Here is a 17253-nt window from a genome sequence, read left to right as displayed (position 1 = left end):
TTGTAATTTATATCTTCCATTATAATTATACCTCATTTGTTAAAAAAAACAAGTGAAAACCTCAATAAAAATACAATATTTACTGTATTTTTATGTAGCCTGTAAAGTTAATTTATAATCAAACTTTTGGACAATAAAATTTTTTTAATTTAAGCAAAATAGTTAAAATCTTTAAGTTTAATATTTAATGTAAAAATTACTATTATTTTATTACAAACAAGAAAAATAATTAGTCAATTATTTGGATATATTCATCAATAAATTCCTTTTTTAGACTTTCAGGCGGCAGATCCAGCACTTTTACCTTTATGTTCTTGTTAAAATACTTTATTTCAAAAATATCGCCTTTTTTCACATCGTATGAAGATTTTTTTATATCTCCGTTTACAACGATATTCCCATTGTCAGCCAGTTCCTTTGCTACTGTTCTTCTTTTTATAATTCTTGTTACTTTTAAAAATTTATCTAAACGCATTTTTTTCCTCGATTTTTATTATTTTATATCTTTCATTCCTTCATACCAAGCTGTATTTGTTTCCACAAATCCAACATTTGGGTTTTCTTTTAAGAAAAGTCCTCTTATTTTACTTTTCTTATCACTGAAAATGTGTGGATTGTCAGTTGTTGATTTAGCTAAAAGCGCCTTTTTGATTTTTTCCTGATCTTCTTTTGCTAAAGTTTTTGTATTAAATACGATTGGCCCATTGTAAACAGGTATTGATTTTATAACTGTAAAGCTTTTTCCAGCATAATCTCCAAATGGTGCAACTGCTCCTTTTTTCACTTTATATGTAGCTCCTGAATTAAAGTCTTTTCCAGCAGTCAGCTCATAAATTGTAAATGATTTTGGAATAGCAAATGTCGCAACATCAACATCTCCTTTAAATAATAAAACTTGTGCTCCTGGATGTGAATTTCCAAACATAACTTTTGAAAATACTTTATTTCCAAGCACTTCATCTGTATTTTTTAGCCCAAACTCTTTTACAATGTAATTAGCAGGTATTTTAAATCCTGATGTAGAGCTGTTTGTAACAAATCCTATAGACTTGCCTTTTAACTTCTTCAAGTCAAATCCATCTCCAGAACGGTATTGATTAGCATCTTCTGCTCTAACTGCAATAAAGCTGTAATAACGGGCATCTTCCAACGTTCCACTTTCTCCAGCATTTGTAAGCACCGCCTCAATATCTTTCGTTCTCTGTCTAGCATTCAAATATGCCTCAGCCCCAATATAAGCAATTTGCGATTGACCAGAAATAATATTTTCAACCGTAATATTGTAATCTGTGGTTGTAACAATCTCAACCTTTTTCCCAGTCGCTTCTTGTACAACCCGTGCAAATTCTTCTCTTGACTTTTTCAACGAATCATTAGTTTCATTAGGTAAAAACACAATTTTAATTGTATCATTCTTTTTACCACAACTAACTGCAAATAACAAAATTGCCAGCAATAACAAACTTCTTAAAATATTTTTTCTCATAATACCTCCTAAATAGTATAAATAGATCTGCCTTATTATAGCATTTGTTATTTGCATAGTCAATTCTCTATAAAAATAAGTTTAATAATTTATTCTAATAATAAACTATCTTTTCAAAAACTTCCCCAACTGAAAAACTCCTAATTTCAGGATTTCGATTATCTGTTTTTTCCATCAAAATCTGAAGCTCCCCATTTTCATCAATATTCTGAGCAACTCCTGAAATAACTTCATTTCCAAGTTTTAATTCAATTTTTTTACCTTTCAAATAATTTATCTGATTAATTTCCTTTAAAATATCCTTCCAGAATCCATTTTCTAAAGTTTCGCACAATGTTTGAAATTCTGAAACGATATTCTTTATAACTTCGTCAAGTTCATATTTTTTATTTTTTATTTGAGTCAATGAGATAGCTTTGCTTTTCAAGTTTTCTGGCAACATATTATTTATATTTATCCCAATTCCCGTAATATAAACATCTTCGGTTTTTTCCATTAGAATGCCACATAATTTCATATTTTCCACATAAACATCATTAGTCCATTTGAATTTATATTCTAAATTTTCAATTTTTCTAAGTCCCTTTATAACTGCAAGTCCAGCAATTAAAGGCAATTTCAAATAATCCTCAATTTCCCAGTTATCCCTTTCCTTTAAAAAGAAACTAAAAAGTGCCATCCCATCCATCGAAATCCAGTCATTCTGCCTGCGTGCCTTTCCATGCGTCTGAACTCTAGCAGAAATAACATCAAATTCTTCATAACTTTTGTGATTCCTTCGTAAATAGTCATTTGTCGAATCAAGTTCATCAAATTTATATAGATTTATATTTTCTTTCATTTTTTCTCCTAAATTTATTCTAATACTATTTCCCATTTATACTAAACTCCATTTAAAAATAGAAATAAATTTTTATAATAGGATTATTTGATAGCTAATTCATAATCTTTCAACTAATTTGTTTTTTATTATCTTTTATATATCTTGATTAATAAATATTTTTTCATATTACTATGTTTTTTCGCAGGATTGTTCATTGCCGCAAAACCTTATCTTGCAGTAAAGGTTTGTCTTAATAATTAAAATTTGTTATTTAAAAGGACACATAAAAAATCACTCTCACTAAGTATAAAATTTTAGATTAATGAGAGCAATTTTTTATCTGAATATTATTAAAAGAACTCCTGCAGCAACTGCTGATCCAATTACTCCAGCGATATTTGGTCCCATGGCATGCATTAACAGAAAATTTTTGGGATTTTCTTCTTGTCCAAGTTTTTGTACAACCCTTGCTGCCATTGGTACTGCAGAGACTCCTGCTGATCCAATCATTGGATTTACTTTTCCGTTTGTGAATTTATACATTATTTTTCCAAATATTACACCACCAACTGTTCCAAATGAAAATGCGATTAGCCCTAAAATAATAATATTTATTGTCTTAAAACTTAAAAAAGTTTCTGCATTGGCTGTTGCTCCAACTGTCATTCCCAATACTATAGTAATACAGTAAAGCAGCGCCCCTCGTACATGTTCAACTAAATTTGAGACAATTCCAGCTTCCTTTATAAGATTTCCAAGCATTAACATTCCAATTAACGGTGCTGATGATGGAACTAAAAGAATCACAATAATTGTTACTGCTATTGGGAAAATAATTTTTTCACGTTGGCTTACAAATCTTAGTTGTGTCATTTCTACCATTCTTTCCTTTTTTGTTGTCAAAAGTTTTATAATTGGTGGCTGAATAACAGGAACCAAAGCCATATAGGAATAGGCCGCAATAGCGATTGAACCTAGTAAGTGTGGAGCTAATTTGGTTGTGGTATAAATTGCTGTTGGCCCGTCAGCTCCTCCGATAATTCCAATTGAGCCAGCTTCTTTTCCTGTAAATCCAAGTAAAATAGCTCCTATAAATGTTACAAAAATTCCAAATTGCGCAGCAGCTCCCAGCAATAAACTTTTTGGATTTGCAATAAGCGGTCCAAAGTCTGTACTTGCTCCAATTGCTAAAAATATCAACGGTGGATAAATACCTAATTTTACTCCTTGATAAAGATAATACAAAAGTCCGCCTTTTTCCATAAGTCCTTCATTTGCAACAGCAGGCAGGTTTGCCAGCAGCATTCCAAAAGAAATTGGAAGCAGTAAATATGGTTCATATTGTTTTTTTATTGCCAGATACAATAAAGTTAAAGCTATTATTATCATAATAATCTGTTTTATAGTTATCATTGATAATCCTGTTGTTCCGTAAAGAATTTTTAGTAGTTCCATTTGAAAACCATTCCTTTCCTTGAGGTTTTTTGTAATTCTATTAAATTTTTGTATTTTAGGATAATACTGCTAAAATATCATCAGTATTTACTGTATCGCCCTTTATCACTCTAATCTCGCTTACAGTCCCATCGCAAGGAGCTACAATCGGATTTTCCATTTTCATAGCTTCCAGAATCACAATTTCATCTCCAGTCTTTACCTTTTGTCCGGCTTTTACCTTCACATCCACTATAAGTCCTTGCATGGGAGCTTTTATTGTTTCTTTTCCTTCTGTTTCCTTTTGTAAAGGTGGATTTTCATTCTTGCCTGCTTCTTGCTTGCTGTCTGAACTGGCTGAAGTTTCAATAGTCCCTTCTTTTTCTGAAACATTTTCCACTTCCACTTCATAAACTTTTTCTCCAATTCTAATTTTATACAGTTTAATCATGTTTTATGTACTCCTTTGTATTTCAAATGTTATTTTATTTCCCTAATATTTTTTATTCTTATACGGCTGTCCTTATTATCTCCAGCCGCTTCAATCAAAGCCGCCATCATTGCCGCCAGCATAGTTTCATCTTTTATTTTTTCCATATTAAATTTTTGTTTCTTGTCTGATTTTTCCAAAATTTTATTGTCTTTTATTTCTTTATTTTGAATATCCTCATTCTTTACCTCATAATTTGTGAAGTATTTGAAAAATGACAATACAAATGAAATCAGAAATAATATGAAAAATACAACCATCATACTGACAATAGTAATATAAATAGCATCTGCAAAAGTTACGGCTGAACTTCCAAATAAAATACTTTTCATATTTTAATTATTCCTTTCAAATTTTTTGAATTGTTAAATTTAAACAGTTTCTATGTGTCATTTTATTCTGTAGTAACTATCAAATCTTTCCTTTTGCGAGAGTTTCATTTTATTTCTCAAATGAACCATATCACTTACAATTTTTTCTTCTATATGGCTTAATTTATCCCAATCTATAAGATTTTCCGCATCACGCGTCTTATTTATTTCCATATCAAGCTCTGATATTTTTTCAAGCAATGTTTTGTTATTCCATCTCGTATTTTCATACCATTCCGTTATTTCTTTTAATTTTGTCTTGAAGTAATCTATATCTAAGTTCATTTTTTCACCTCTCTTTTTAAACTGCCTAGCCTTATTATCATTCAATTTTTATTTCTAAAAACTTTTAAAAAACGACATCAATATTCTGAATACTGATTTTCTCTTCTAATTTTTTTTCCTCGTACTTTTCTTTCAGGTAATCTTTTGCAATCTGTGGAAAGCATGCGTAAGTTAGAACATCTTCATCAGATTTTGCCAGACTCCCAATTTCGTTCTTCATTGTGTCGTATTCGTTTTGCAGCAAATCGGCAGGCCTTCCAGTAAATATTTCATCATTTCCAATTATAACCGCCTTAATTTCATCCGAAATTTTTACAGGCGATTTCCCATACATTCCTTTTACATAATCTTTAATTTCCTTTGGAATCATCTTGTACCTCTGCCCTGTCAAGACATTAAAGACTGACTGCGTTCCAACCATCTGGCTCATCGGCGTTACTAAAGGCGGATAGCCTAGATCTTTTCGGACTTTTGGAATTTCACGAAGCACGTCTTCATATTTGTCTTCCGCTCCTTGCGCCTTCAGCTGTGACAAAAGGTTAGAGAGCATTCCGCCAGGAAGCTGATATTCTACAATGCTTGGCTCTACAGCAAGAGCCTTAGGATTCATTGTTCCATTATCAATATATTTTTTTCTTATAGGTTTAAAATACTCTGCGACTTCCTTTAAAAGTTCAAGATTTAACCCTGTATCATATTTTGAGCCTTGCAAGGTTCTAACAAGCGATTCTGTAGGTGGCTGTGAAGTTCCGCTTCCAAAAGGCGAAATTGCCGTATCTACAATATCCACTCCAGCTTCAATCGCTTTTAAGGTACTCATTCCAGCCAGTCCCGCCGTTGCATGAGTATGCAGTTCAAGTGGTATATTTAAAATCCCCTTCAGTTCACTTACAAGCTCATAAGCCACATTTGGAAGCAAAATTCCCGACATATCCTTTATGGCTATAGAATCCGCCCCCATGCTCTGCATTTCCAAAGCCAGCTTCTTATAGTATTCTATCGTATGAACAGGGCTAATTGTGTAACAGATGGCAAGCTGGCTATGTCCTCCATATTTTTTTGCGCTTTCTGATGCCTGCCTTATATTTCTTGTGTCATTCAAAGCATCAAATGTCCTAATAATATCAATTCCATTTTTTATCGAAAGCTCAACGAACCTGTCCACAATATCATCTGCATAATGCCGATAACCAAGCAAGTTTTGTCCTCTTAGCAGCATCTGAAGCTTTGTATTTTTAGCTCTTTTTCTGATTTCTCTTAATCTTTCCCACGGATCTTCATGCAAAAATCTGATTGCCGCATCATAAGTTGCTCCACCCCAGACTTCCATTGCGTAATATCCGACTTTATCCATAGTTTCTATTATTGGAAGCATTTCGGCAGTAGTCATTCTTGTTGCCATAAGTGACTGATGTCCATCCCTTAACGATGTTTCCATTATTTTTACCTTTCCCATAAAACCTCCATATTTTAGTAAACATTTAAAAATTGTTATAAAACAGACAGTTAAGCATATACGCAAACTTTTGAAATTTGACTGAAAATCAAATAATTAATATTAGTCGTTTGAACGTTACTGAACTGTCTATTGCTGCATTTATTCAAAACGTGACGGTCCTGCATTTACAATATGTTCTGGCATATTCGGATATTTTGTGGCAAAATTTTCCCTGAACATTTTTGCCAGCTTTCTTGCAGCCGCTCCATAAGCTTCCTTGTTTGCCCACGTATCTACTGGATTTAAAAGTTCACTTGGGACATTTGGACAATATTGCGGAATTTCCAAATTGAAAATATCATCGTGCCTGTATTCCACTTCATCCAGTTCACCGTTTAATGCCGCTGTTACCATTGCCCTTGTGTATTTTAAGTTCATACGGTTTCCAACACCGTAAGGTCCTCCAGACCACCCTGTATTTATTAAAAATACTTTTGTGCTGTGAAGTTCTATTTTTTTACCTAGCATTTCTGCATAAACTAATGGATCTAATGGCATAAACGGTTCTCCAAAGCAAGTTGAGAATGTAGGCTGCGGCTCTGTAATTCCACGTTCCGTTCCAGCAAGCTTAGAAGTAAATCCTGTTACAAAATGATAAATTGCCGCATCTTTTGAAAGTCTTGACACAGGCGGTAAAACTCCAAATGCATCTGCCGTCAGAAATATTACAACGCTTGGAATTCCTCCAATCCCTGGAATTTGGGCATTTTTTATATGATTAATTGGATAACCTACTCTCGTATTTTCTGTCAAGCTCTTGTCATAAAAGTCAAATTCACGTGTTTTAGGATTCATTACAACATTTTCCACAAGGCTGCCAAATTTTATCGCATTGTAAATATCAGGCTCATGCTCCGGATCAAGGTTTATACATTTTGCATAGCATCCTCCCTCAAAGTTGAAAATGCTGTGATCAGACCATCCGTGTTCATCATCTCCAATTAACTTACGATTAGGATCTGTTGAAAGAGTAGTTTTCCCTGTTCCCGAAAGTCCAAAAAATACAGCGGTTTGACCGGTTCTTGGATCCATATTGGCAGAACAGTGCATAGGCAGCACATCAATTTCAGGCATTATAAAGTTCATTATTGAAAATACGCTTTTTTTAATTTCTCCTGAATATTCTGTTCCGCAAATAATTCCAACTTTTGCTTCATAATCTATAATTATCGCGGCTGAAGAGTTTATTCCATCAATTTTAGCACTGCATTTAAAGCCTGGAGCCGCAATTATTGTAAAGTCAGAATGCCCATAATCCTTTAGCTCTTCTTCTGTTGGACGAATTAAAAGCTGATGGATAAATAAATTTTGACTGGCACGTTCGTTTATTATCCTGAATTTTTTTCTGCATGCAGGATCAGCTCCTGCCATTCCATCAAATACAAATATTTCACGATTTTGCAGATATGCAATCAGTTTGCTATAAATAGAGTCAAATTTTTCTTTTTCAATAGGCCTGTTCACATTTCCCCAGGCAATTTTTTCATGAACGCCTGGTGTGTCTACAATATATTTATCCTTAGGCGAACGCCCTGTATATTTCCCTGTCGTTACAACTAAAGCTCCTGTTTCAGACAATGTTCCTTCCTTACGGCTTAGCGCATGCTCAATAAGTTCAGAAGGTGCCAGGTTTCTGTAGATTTTTGCTACATTTACAATTCCTAATTTCTCAAGATCCTTTGTCAGTTTTTTCATATTGCTTCCTCCATATTCCAGAAAATTATAATATATGCTTGAATCCTCTTCAATGTTAAACTCTGAATTAATTTAAGATAAAATGATAACATTTTGAGTTTAAATTTAAATCGGTTTTACTGCAGTATCATTATACAAAAATCCCTACTATTGCAGTAGGGAAATACAAAATAATATTAATTTTAAATATTTAAATTTTGAATTTATTTGGGTAATATTGAAATTGTCCCAATATTTCCTAAAACAGTTTCAATAAATCTGAAAATATATCAAAAAATCACAATCTATAGCTTATGTTTTTTTTAATTATATAATAAATACTGAATTTAATTATACATATTTTTATTATTGGGCTATATAATTGTCTAAAATTGTATTCAACATTATTTTCTCCCTACATTAATATTATCCCACATTTTTCCTAAAAGTCAATAATTTTTATAAACTTTTAATTAAAAGATTATTCTATGAAAGATTAAATTTATTATAAAGATAAAATATAATAAAATCTTTTTTATCGTAAAATTTAGTTAAGCATAAATAACCGTAACTTTAAATTAGATTTTAAAAAAGGGGGGCAATATTTCTGTAGGAAAAAATAATTTTTCAAAATTATGAAATATACTCATCCAATTTAGGAATTTTTTTCATTTCCTTTTTCAAAATGATTACCGATACAACAAATGCCACCAGGTCAGCTATTGGAAATGCGAACATAATTCCATCAACTCCCATAAAGTACGGTAAAATTATAAGTAACGGCAATAGTGATATAATTTGTCTTACAAGCGACAAAAAAGCCCCTTGAAACGCCCTTCCAATTGATGTTAAAAACATGGTAACTGCACCTTGAATACCATTCAGGAATATGAAAAATAAAAATACTCTCATATATTTTGTTCCATATTTAAAGTAAAGTTCACTTCCGCTTCCAAAAATGGAAATTATCTGAACTGGAAAAAGCTGAAATATTGCAAATGCCATTAATGAAATAACAAATGCCACTTTTAATGTTAATTTCAATATCTCCCAAACTCTTCCATATTTTTTAGCTCCGTAATTAAATCCCGCAATAGGCTGTGCCCCCTGTGTTAATCCCAATACAACTGCTATAAATATAACATTTATTTTCATGACGATTCCAGCAACAGCAATTGGAATTTCACTTCCATAAATGGATTTTGCCCCGTATATCTTTAGCAGATTATTTGTTACAATTTGAATAATTAAAGCAGAACATTGAAAAATAAAAGGCGATGTCCCAAATGCAAATAAAATCCCTATTTCCCGTATTTTTATCTTAAAATCCCTTAATTCAAATTTTACGCTTTTAAACCTGAAAAAATACAAAGCCAGTATAACTGCCGACACAAACTGCCCAATCACAGTTGCCCAGGCCGCGCCGTCCATTCCCATATCAAACCCAAACATGAATAACGGATCTAATATAGTGTTTACAAGCGATCCAACAACTATCGCAAGCATTGAATAAAAGGCATTTCCATCAGCTCTTACCAAAGGGTTTGCCCCTATCGCAAACAATAAAAATGGTATTCCTAAAGATGTAATCTGAGTATATTCAATTGCATAGTCAAAAATCTGATTTGTAGCGCCAAACGCTGTTAACATCGGTCTTAAAAAAATATTAATCAGTATACACAAGGCCATTCCGCCTAAAAGCAGCATTGTTACTGCCGTTCCAGCCACACTTTTTGCTCTTTTGGGACGTTTTCTCCCCAATTCCAGATTAAAGTTCGTTGCGGCTCCAACTCCAGTCATAAGCCCAATCGCAAGGCAAATTGTCGTAAGCGGAAAAGCCACATTCGTAGCCGCATTTCCCAAAAATCCGATTTTCTGTCCAATAAAAATCTGATCCACAATATTATAAAGCGCGTTTACAAGATTGGCGATAATTGCCGGTACTGCAAGTGAAACTAGCAATTTTGGAATTGATTCTGTGCCAAATCTCATTTTTCTGTCATTTAGTTCTGTTTTTAATTTTGTTGATTCTTCCATTTTTCCCTCTTTCTTTTATTTTAACGGCTCTTGCTTAAATCTATGAAATTTTTAAATCCTTTATTCAAGCCTTGTCTGATTTTTCATGGTAAAATTCCTCTAGCCCTACTCAAAATCACTTATATTTCATTATACTATATGCAAAATTATATTTCAAATTTTTTACTTTGTCCTCGCATAAGCTTAAATCAATAAAACTGCATGAACCAGAATTGCTGTAACTTAATTTCAACCTTTAATTTTCAAAAAAAATGCGAGAACGTTTAAAATCCAGAATTGCAAAGGGTAGAAAATATAGAAAAACCATTTGTGAATAGGCGCTTTGCTCCCTTTTTTTCCATTGTATAAAAATATAAACGGTAAAAATAAAAATGTTAAGCCATCGCTGTTGTAGCAAAAATCATCAAACCATAATGCCAAGCTAGGATATTCAGATGGACTTAGTGGCAGGAATAATGAAATATATAGCATATTTAAAATTAAAAATGTTATTACCTGCTTTTTTCTATTTCCATAAAATGCCCAGAAGCTAATCATTGTAAATAAGATCTGTACTCCACCTTCAAGCCCTATAAAATAAGTTCCAATCACAATTGGAAAAAAAGAAAATATTATCATAAAAAGAAAAAGAAATATTCCTAAAATATTGTAAATAGCCTTTTTGTCTCTTCTCCCTTTTTGTAAGAAATAAATCACTGTAAAACCTAATGCAAGAGTTAAAAAAATATTATCAATTATTTGGTATCTCTGCCCTAACATAATAAATGAAATTATATTTCCAAATTGCATCAAAACTGCCGCTGTCCATAGTCTTGCCATATATTTTTCACGATTTCTAGTGTGATAAAAGCCTTCCACTGTAAAAAATGCAAATAACGGCGCTACAAATCTAGTAATCAAATGAATCCAGGATGGCAAAAAACCTAAAAATGCAAAAAATACTGAATCTAAAAACATAAAAAATAAAGCAATGTACTTCAATTGATTAGTGTTCAACTTTTTCATAAAATTCTCCTTAAATATTTTTTCTGAAAAATTATAACACTTTTATTATTAAAAGTTATAACATTATACATAAAATAACCTTTATTATTAAAAATATATAAAATTTTCTCAAATCATTTCAAAGCCAAACTGAATAAGCATCAATTTTTAAATTTGCTTTTAAAATAATTTTACTATATTACAAATTCCAAAATGAAATCTCAATATCTTCACTTTTAAAATTATTATCTATTTCAGTATTTTCAATTTCTTCATAAAAAACTCTATACATCTTGCTTTTATACTTAAAAACCTTCATTTTATCTAAATTTTTTTCCAAAAACGAGTTCTCATAACTTCCAATCATAAAAAAATCACAATTATAGCCTTTATTTTGAATAAATTTTACAGCTTTTATAAATTCATTTTTATTTTTTTTCTCATCTGCATTTTTATCCTTTAAAACAAAATCCACATACAAAAAATTTGAAATTTTATTGATTTCAGGTATTTCTGGATATCCAAAAAAAGCTATTACCTTTCTAAATTTATACAAAAATTTATAAATTTTTTTGTAATCTGTCACTACGTATTTTTTATTTGTCTTATTTTTCAGATAAATTTCAAAATTTCCATAGTTCAAAATTTCTTCATCCTTTACTATTAAATCGCCTTTTTTCACATTTTTCAAGCTAAAAAATACAATGTTTTTATAAAATTCATAAATTGGCATACTTTTTCGCCTTTTTGTCAAGATTCTTTGTGCTATTTTATTTTCTTCAAGAATAGTCGTAATTACGGTTTTTATTCCACATTTTTTGGCTTCTGTTATTAACATCTTGTAAGCCTTGCCAAAATTGACTTTATTTCTATATTCTTTTTTTATTCTAAATGAATTTAAATACCCGATATTATTTTTAAAAATAGAACAAGCCCCAACACCAACAAGATTGTCATTTTCAGTATCAATTCCTACCACGATAATCGGAGTTTTTTCGCTATCCTTATGCAATGATTCAAACAAATTCGGCACTTTCTCGTATTTTACCTGTACAAGCGATTCCATTTCCTCTTCATCTAGAATGTTTCTTATTTCATCGCTATAATCACTATTTTGAATAATTTTAAATTCTATTTTTTTCATCTTTCCCCAATCTTCTGATTAAATCCCGTGCCATAACTTCTTTCCCAGTCGCAGGAAAAATTTTATCATAACCATTCAGGATAATCTTTTTCCAACTTTCAGTCAATTCTTCCTTATTCTCCCCAAATAACGGAATTAAGGGAAACTTAAAACACAAATTCTGAACCAGATCTCCACAAAACAAATATTTCTTATTATTTTTTTCATCAAAAACTGCAACCGAAACCGAATCATTTGAATGTCCCTTTGTTTCAATAATTTCCATATTTCCAAAACCGTATTCTGAAAGTAAAATTTTTTCCTTTTGTAAAAAATCAATAAAAATCACTTTTTCCATATCAGTTTTCTCCAATTTTGAAAAGATATTTTTACTAAAATTCTTTTTACTTTTCAATTTTTTAGAAATCTTTTCTGTAAATGGATAAAATCCATTTGGAATAACACTTTTTCCTGTTTCTAATATGTTTTCAGAATTTCTATGTGCAATAACTCTAACATCTCCAATTTCATCAATGAGCATTTTCAGATTTCCGACATGATCAGAATGGGAATGGCTTAGAACTATCACTTTTATCTTTTTTACATCTCCAATTTTTTGAATCAGTTTTTTCAAAATTTCTTTATTTTTCACATTTATTCCTGTATCCAGCAATAAATATTCATCATTTTTATTTTTAAATAAATACAAATTATTTAGACCGATTTTTATTTTTTCTATCATTTTTAGAAAGCTCCTTGATATTTTAATGAAAAACCTGCCAGTCCAATAGATAGAACTGACAGGTATAAGGTGGGAAGAACAATGGGATTTTACTTAATTATTTTTGACTGCTAAAAAATAAAAAAGCAGTGATTATAAGTGCTAAAACAGTCAAATCCCAGTTCATCATTAAGACCACCTCCTAACTTTATAACATGGCATCAAGGTTTGTGAAGCCTTGACAAATAATTATAACATAAAAAAAAGCCCCATTCAATAATGAACAAGACTTTTTTTTCACAATTTGCCATATTATAACCGTTAGGTTTTTATATGTAAGTATTATATCACTTCTAAAGATAAATTTCAATACTAAAAAATTAATTTTTTTTATTTTCTGTGGTATAATTTATTGAATAGATTATATTTACAAGGAGCATTTTATGAAAACAACTATAGATTTTATAATATTCTCAATTTTTTATATTTTTATAAAAATCTTTAATTTTCTTTCACCCAAAATTCGGCTAAAAATATCTGAATTTATTGGCGTTTTACTTTTTTATCTCATTCCAAAAGGAAGAAAATTGTCGTATCGTAACTTAAATTTGATTTTAAATGAACAAAATAGTTTTAATTATTCAAAGAAAAAAATCAAGGAAATTGCGATAAAATCTTATAAAAATACAGCAAAGTCGTTTTTACTGCCCTTCTGGATTTATGAATATTTTGAAAATTTTTCGCCAAAAATATATAATTCTGAATTACTGGAAAAATTAAAGAGTGAAAATGAACGGATTATTCTTGTTACTTCACATTTTGGATTTTTTCACGCCAGCCTTTTTCCAACGAGAAACGACACAATGTTTATTCCTATTAGAATTATCTCAAACAAATTTATTGAATCTTATATGGATAAAATCCGTTTTAAGAATAACATGACTTATTTTCCAGAACAAAATTACAAATCTTTTTTGAAAAATAAAAATTCAAAGGGCGTTTTTGTGCTTTTAAGTGACGTACGAAAACCAGATGGGGATAAAATCACATTTTTGGGCTTACCTACCACTAATTCAGGCTTTCCTGCCTATTTTTCCAAGAAAGAGAATATTCCAATTGTTATTATTCACAATGAAGTTGATGAAAACAATATTTGCCACATTTTTATAGACAAAGTTATCTATCCTGAAAATTACAAAAATAGACACGAAATAATGAAATCTATTTTAGCTGAATACGAAAAAATTATCCTAAAACTGCCAGAGCAATGGTTCTGGTTTCAGGACAGATGGCGGGATGGAATCTAACTTTTATTTTTCCTGTCCTTGACTTTCAATATATCTTTTAAAAACTTACTGAATCTGTTAAATAAAATAAATTTTTTTTATTTTCAAAAGGGGTCAATACCCCTTGCTTCAGAACATTTGTTTTATCAAATTCTAAATATAGTCGAACCATTTAAAATAGAACTATTAAAAATTATTTTGGAGCTTCATCCAAGTTTTGTGCATATGGTAAATCATATTTCCCCATAACTTCTTTTTTCAAATTAAAGTTTTGTGCAAAAAATATTGCAAACATTCCCAAATCATGGCTTCGTTTTAACTGCATAAATCCTCTTTTTAGTATTGAACGCCACCCAAAAAAACTTTTTCTTGCATTGGCACATTTTTTGGAAAGCTCATCGGGAGTCTGATCGGTTGGAAGAAAGGAAATCCGCCCATAAGGATAATTTTCATCCAGCCACCATTTTTCACTAAGAAGGCGTTTTTCTTCTCTTAATTTTCTATAAACGCCTGTTTTTGGGAATGGTACAAGATGGTTAAATGCCGCAAAATAAAATCCATGTTTTTTGGCAAATTTTACCGTTTCGTCAAAAGTTTCCTTCGTATCATTTCCATAGCCGAATACAAAAGTGGCATAAATTCCAATTCCATAACTATGAATTTTTTCCGTCAGTTCATTTATTTCCCCAACGCCACTTCTCCAGCCTTTCCCCATATCCTTTAAAATATTTGGATTCATCGACTCGTACCCAATCAAAATCATTTTACATCCGCTTTTTTTCATCCAGTAAAGCAGTTCATCATTTTTCGCAATGGTAATAGCCCCTTGCGTTACCCATTTTATATTTAATGGAGCAATCGCCTTGCAAATCTCAATCGCATGTTTATGATCCGCTACAAAATTATCATCAATAAAAAAAACATATTTCTTCCCAGAATTTTTTATATCCTGCACAATTTCCTCAATAGGACGTCTAAAGTACTTTTTCTCATAATAAGAATGAATCGCACAGAAATCACACGCAAAATTGCATCCACGCCCAGTTTCAATTAATGCAAGCGGTGAATATTTCCTATCCTTGTAAATACTCCTGTCAGGCATTGCAAAAGACGTAGTTACGCCATAATACCGTTTTTCCAGCTTATTCTTTCTCAAATCGTTCAACATCTTTGTCCACACGCTTTCTGCATTTCCCAAAATAATCGAATCAAAATGTTCCAGACACTCGTCAGGCTCTACAGTTGGATGATACCCCCCTGCAAGTACTTTTATCCCTCTTTTCTGAAATTTTTTTGCTATTTCGTAAGCCCTTTTGGCAGTATAAGTTTCCACAGAAATCACAACCAGATCTGTATTTTCCTCATAATTTATAAACTCATTCCTGTCATCCATAAAATTCGTTTCAACATCCTCAGGAGTTAAAGATTTTAAAACCGCAATCATAAGTGGTTCCATATTTTTCCATGTTTTTATATATTTCTGCCCTTTTTTCTTTCCAATGGCAGGCAGTATAAATGTTATTTTCACTATTTTTCTCCTTTTACGATTTTTTTATTATTCAGAATTTTTGTTCCTTTCAAGAAAATATTTTTTTTCAAGATTTTTGTTTTTATCTATTAATTTTAGTTTACTATTTCAATTTACTTATTCTCATTATATTTTGTTAATTCAATCATTTTCTTCTATCTCCCTGAGTCTATTTAATAATATAAACTTTCTTTTTTTATTCAATTCTAAAATGTTATTTTCATTAAAAACTTTATAAATCCATTTTTTTTCTTCCCTATAATTTTTATTTACATAATAATACTCTATAACTCTAATTATACCATAAATATTTTTCTGTTTTGCCGACTTATTGTAATATTTAAATGCCTCTTTGATTTCTCCTGAAAGCTGTAAAATTCTCCCTATTCTATATTGAGAATTTGACTCTCTCTTTTTTGCTCCTTCTCTATACCATTTTGTTGCTTCTTTTGTTTCTCCCCAATTTAAATATATATCCCCTAATAATGCAAACGCTCTTTTTTCGCCTACTCTTGTAGCTTTCTCATGTAATTCTGCTGACTTTTCTATATCTTTTAAATAAATCCTGTATAATTCTGCTAAATAATAATTTATTTTTTTATCATATTTTATTGCTTTTATATACTCTTTTTCAGCTTCTAGATACTGTTTTTTCTCAATAAAATTATCAGCATTGTTAAGATACACGAAAATATGTTGCTGTTTTTTATTCCCCGTCATATATTTTACTTTTCCCAACATATCGTCATCCATTTCTTCTACACCTTTTTCGTGTAATTGCTTTTGCAATTTTTTAACTTCCTTTATATTTCCTTTTTCATAATTTATTATCATAAGGTTATAAATTGCGATAGCATTTTTTGAATTTATCAGTGCTTTCCTGAACCATTTTTCAGATTCATCTTTTTTATTTTCCAAATATAATAATCTTCCAAAATAAATTTCAGAATCAGTATCACCATTCAAAGCACCTTTTTCATACCATTTTCTTTTCATATCTTCGTCATTCAATTTTTCATAACTTTGCCCTAACCAAAACGCTGCATTTATATCCCCTTTATCATAAGCCTTGTCAAAATATTCTATTGCTTTTTCAGTATTCTTAATATTTTCTAAATACATTCTGCCTATTTCCTGATAACCAAGAACATTATATTTTGTAGCTTCCATATAAATATTTTCTGCTTCTGTATAATTTTCCTTATTCTTTTCATAAGTAGCTTTATCTAAAAGTTTGAAGTATTTATCACTGTTTTGAATTTCTTCGTATGTAGGATTTTCAGTTTTACTAAATCCAAATTCATGCAAATATTTTTTATAGCTGAATTTCTCAAGTTCATTTTCATGAATAGAATTTTGATAAAATAATATAGAAAAAACAATTACAACACTTGTTAATAATGTTATAAACAGTTTTATTATTTTTTCTTTTTTCATTCTTAGCATCCCTTTCTTTTTTGGGTCTTTCAAAAAAATAGTTATCTGTTCCTGATAAATTGTTAAAGAAAAAACA

16 protein-coding genes are annotated in these 17253 nt (G+C 30.6%); 1 reads left to right on the top strand and 15 read right to left on the bottom strand.

What is annotated here, in order from left to right:
- Window positions 1-229: 229 nt before the first annotated feature.
- The 13 genes from FVE77_RS00150 to FVE77_RS00090 form a co-directional block, all read right to left on the bottom strand.
- The gene (locus FVE77_RS00150) at window positions 230-475 is read right to left on the bottom strand and encodes an RNA-binding S4 domain-containing protein (protein ID WP_006805422.1); all 246 of its coding nucleotides are present in this window, start codon (window positions 473-475) and stop codon (window positions 230-232) included.
- A gap of 18 nt (window positions 476-493) precedes the next feature.
- Window positions 494-1486: a phosphate/phosphite/phosphonate ABC transporter substrate-binding protein gene (locus FVE77_RS00145; protein ID WP_026745503.1), complete on the bottom strand. Its 993-nt coding sequence runs from the start codon at window positions 1484-1486 to the stop codon at window positions 494-496.
- Window positions 1487-1580: 94 nt separating this feature from the next.
- Window positions 1581-2327, bottom strand: a complete 747-nt coding sequence (locus FVE77_RS00140; protein WP_036087610.1) for a biotin--[acetyl-CoA-carboxylase] ligase — start codon at window positions 2325-2327, stop codon at window positions 1581-1583.
- A gap of 318 nt (window positions 2328-2645) precedes the next feature.
- Complete coding sequence (locus FVE77_RS00135) at window positions 2646-3764, bottom strand: sodium ion-translocating decarboxylase subunit beta (protein WP_006805416.1); 1119 nt, start codon at window positions 3762-3764, stop codon at window positions 2646-2648.
- A 55-nt stretch (window positions 3765-3819) separates the two neighbouring features.
- The gene (locus tag FVE77_RS00130; RefSeq protein ID WP_036087591.1) at window positions 3820-4194 is read right to left on the bottom strand and encodes a biotin/lipoyl-containing protein; all 375 of its coding nucleotides are present in this window, start codon (window positions 4192-4194) and stop codon (window positions 3820-3822) included.
- Window positions 4195-4223: 29 nt separating this feature from the next.
- Window positions 4224-4565 carry an OadG family protein gene (locus FVE77_RS00125; protein WP_006805414.1) on the bottom strand — a complete coding sequence of 114 codons (342 nt, stop codon included), beginning with the start codon at window positions 4563-4565 and terminating at the stop codon, window positions 4224-4226.
- Between the two features lie 57 nt (window positions 4566-4622).
- The gene (locus FVE77_RS00120; protein WP_026745506.1) at window positions 4623-4889 is read right to left on the bottom strand and encodes a hypothetical protein; all 267 of its coding nucleotides are present in this window, start codon (window positions 4887-4889) and stop codon (window positions 4623-4625) included.
- Window positions 4890-4953: 64 nt separating this feature from the next.
- Window positions 4954-6345, bottom strand: a complete 1392-nt coding sequence (locus tag FVE77_RS00115) for an oxaloacetate decarboxylase subunit alpha (protein ID WP_026745507.1) — start codon at window positions 6343-6345, stop codon at window positions 4954-4956.
- Between the two features lie 141 nt (window positions 6346-6486).
- Window positions 6487-8082, bottom strand: a complete 1596-nt coding sequence (gene pckA, locus FVE77_RS00110) for a phosphoenolpyruvate carboxykinase (ATP) (RefSeq protein WP_026745508.1) — start codon at window positions 8080-8082, stop codon at window positions 6487-6489.
- 612 nt (window positions 8083-8694) lie between these two features.
- A complete protein-coding gene (locus FVE77_RS00105) occupies window positions 8695-10098 on the bottom strand; it encodes an MATE family efflux transporter (protein WP_026745509.1) in 1404 nt (467 codons plus the stop codon).
- Between the two features lie 228 nt (window positions 10099-10326).
- The gene (locus FVE77_RS00100) at window positions 10327-11103 is read right to left on the bottom strand and encodes a TraX family protein (RefSeq protein ID WP_026745510.1); all 777 of its coding nucleotides are present in this window, start codon (window positions 11101-11103) and stop codon (window positions 10327-10329) included.
- 178 nt (window positions 11104-11281) lie between these two features.
- Window positions 11282-12226 carry a GNAT family N-acetyltransferase gene (locus tag FVE77_RS00095; RefSeq protein WP_026745511.1) on the bottom strand — a complete coding sequence of 315 codons (945 nt, stop codon included), beginning with the start codon at window positions 12224-12226 and terminating at the stop codon, window positions 11282-11284.
- On the bottom strand, window positions 12207-12947 hold the full coding sequence (locus FVE77_RS00090) for an MBL fold metallo-hydrolase (protein WP_026745512.1): 741 nt from the start codon (window positions 12945-12947) through the stop codon (window positions 12207-12209). Before FVE77_RS00090 ends, FVE77_RS00095 begins: the two co-directional genes overlap by 20 nt.
- 422 nt (window positions 12948-13369) lie before the next feature.
- Between FVE77_RS00090 and FVE77_RS00085 the strand changes: the two genes are divergently transcribed.
- Window positions 13370-14233 (top strand): lysophospholipid acyltransferase family protein, encoded by an 864-nt coding sequence (locus FVE77_RS00085; RefSeq protein WP_026745513.1) that lies wholly within the window; start codon window positions 13370-13372, stop codon window positions 14231-14233.
- Window positions 14234-14405: 172 nt separating this feature from the next.
- On the opposite strand, the gene FVE77_RS00080 is transcribed toward FVE77_RS00085, so the two are convergent.
- The gene (locus FVE77_RS00080; RefSeq protein WP_026745514.1) at window positions 14406-15740 is read right to left on the bottom strand and encodes a B12-binding domain-containing radical SAM protein; all 1335 of its coding nucleotides are present in this window, start codon (window positions 15738-15740) and stop codon (window positions 14406-14408) included.
- Between the two features lie 141 nt (window positions 15741-15881).
- Window positions 15882-17177: a tetratricopeptide repeat protein gene (locus FVE77_RS00075; protein WP_026745515.1), complete on the bottom strand. Its 1296-nt coding sequence runs from the start codon at window positions 17175-17177 to the stop codon at window positions 15882-15884.
- Window positions 17178-17253 lie beyond the last annotated feature (76 nt).

Source organism: Leptotrichia hofstadii, assembly GCF_007990525.1.
GTDB lineage: Bacteria > Fusobacteriota > Fusobacteriia > Fusobacteriales > Leptotrichiaceae > Leptotrichia > Leptotrichia hofstadii.
The sequence above is the reverse complement of the archived record's forward strand: the minus strand, read 5'-3'. Positions and strand labels throughout refer to the sequence as shown.

Excerpts from the sequence above, each read along its gene's own strand:
- FVE77_RS00135 (WP_006805416.1), bottom strand. The coding sequence starts at position 3,764 with ATGGAACTACTAAAAATTCTTTACGGAACAACAGGATTATCAATGATA.
- FVE77_RS00105 (WP_026745509.1), bottom strand. The coding sequence starts at position 10,098 with ATGGAAGAATCAACAAAATTAAAAACAGAACTAAATGACAGAAAAATG.
- FVE77_RS00125 (WP_006805414.1), bottom strand. The coding sequence starts at position 4,565 with ATGAAAAGTATTTTATTTGGAAGTTCAGCCGTAACTTTTGCAGATGCT.
- FVE77_RS00090 (WP_026745512.1), bottom strand. The coding sequence starts at position 12,947 with ATGATAGAAAAAATAAAAATCGGTCTAAATAATTTGTATTTATTTAAA.
- FVE77_RS00140 (WP_036087610.1), bottom strand. The coding sequence starts at position 2,327 with ATGAAAGAAAATATAAATCTATATAAATTTGATGAACTTGATTCGACA.
- FVE77_RS00095 (WP_026745511.1), bottom strand. The coding sequence starts at position 12,226 with ATGAAAAAAATAGAATTTAAAATTATTCAAAATAGTGATTATAGCGAT.
- FVE77_RS00100 (WP_026745510.1), bottom strand. The coding sequence starts at position 11,103 with ATGAAAAAGTTGAACACTAATCAATTGAAGTACATTGCTTTATTTTTT.
- FVE77_RS00075 (WP_026745515.1), bottom strand. The coding sequence starts at position 17,177 with ATGAAAAAAGAAAAAATAATAAAACTGTTTATAACATTATTAACAAGT.
- FVE77_RS00120 (WP_026745506.1), bottom strand. The coding sequence starts at position 4,889 with ATGAACTTAGATATAGATTACTTCAAGACAAAATTAAAAGAAATAACG.
- pckA (WP_026745508.1), bottom strand. The coding sequence starts at position 8,082 with ATGAAAAAACTGACAAAGGATCTTGAGAAATTAGGAATTGTAAATGTA.
- FVE77_RS00145 (WP_026745503.1), bottom strand. The coding sequence starts at position 1,486 with ATGAGAAAAAATATTTTAAGAAGTTTGTTATTGCTGGCAATTTTGTTA.
- FVE77_RS00150 (WP_006805422.1), bottom strand. The coding sequence starts at position 475 with ATGCGTTTAGATAAATTTTTAAAAGTAACAAGAATTATAAAAAGAAGA.
- FVE77_RS00115 (WP_026745507.1), bottom strand. The coding sequence starts at position 6,345 with ATGGGAAAGGTAAAAATAATGGAAACATCGTTAAGGGATGGACATCAG.
- FVE77_RS00130 (WP_036087591.1), bottom strand. The coding sequence starts at position 4,194 with ATGATTAAACTGTATAAAATTAGAATTGGAGAAAAAGTTTATGAAGTG.
- FVE77_RS00085 (WP_026745513.1), top strand. The coding sequence starts at position 13,370 with ATGAAAACAACTATAGATTTTATAATATTCTCAATTTTTTATATTTTT.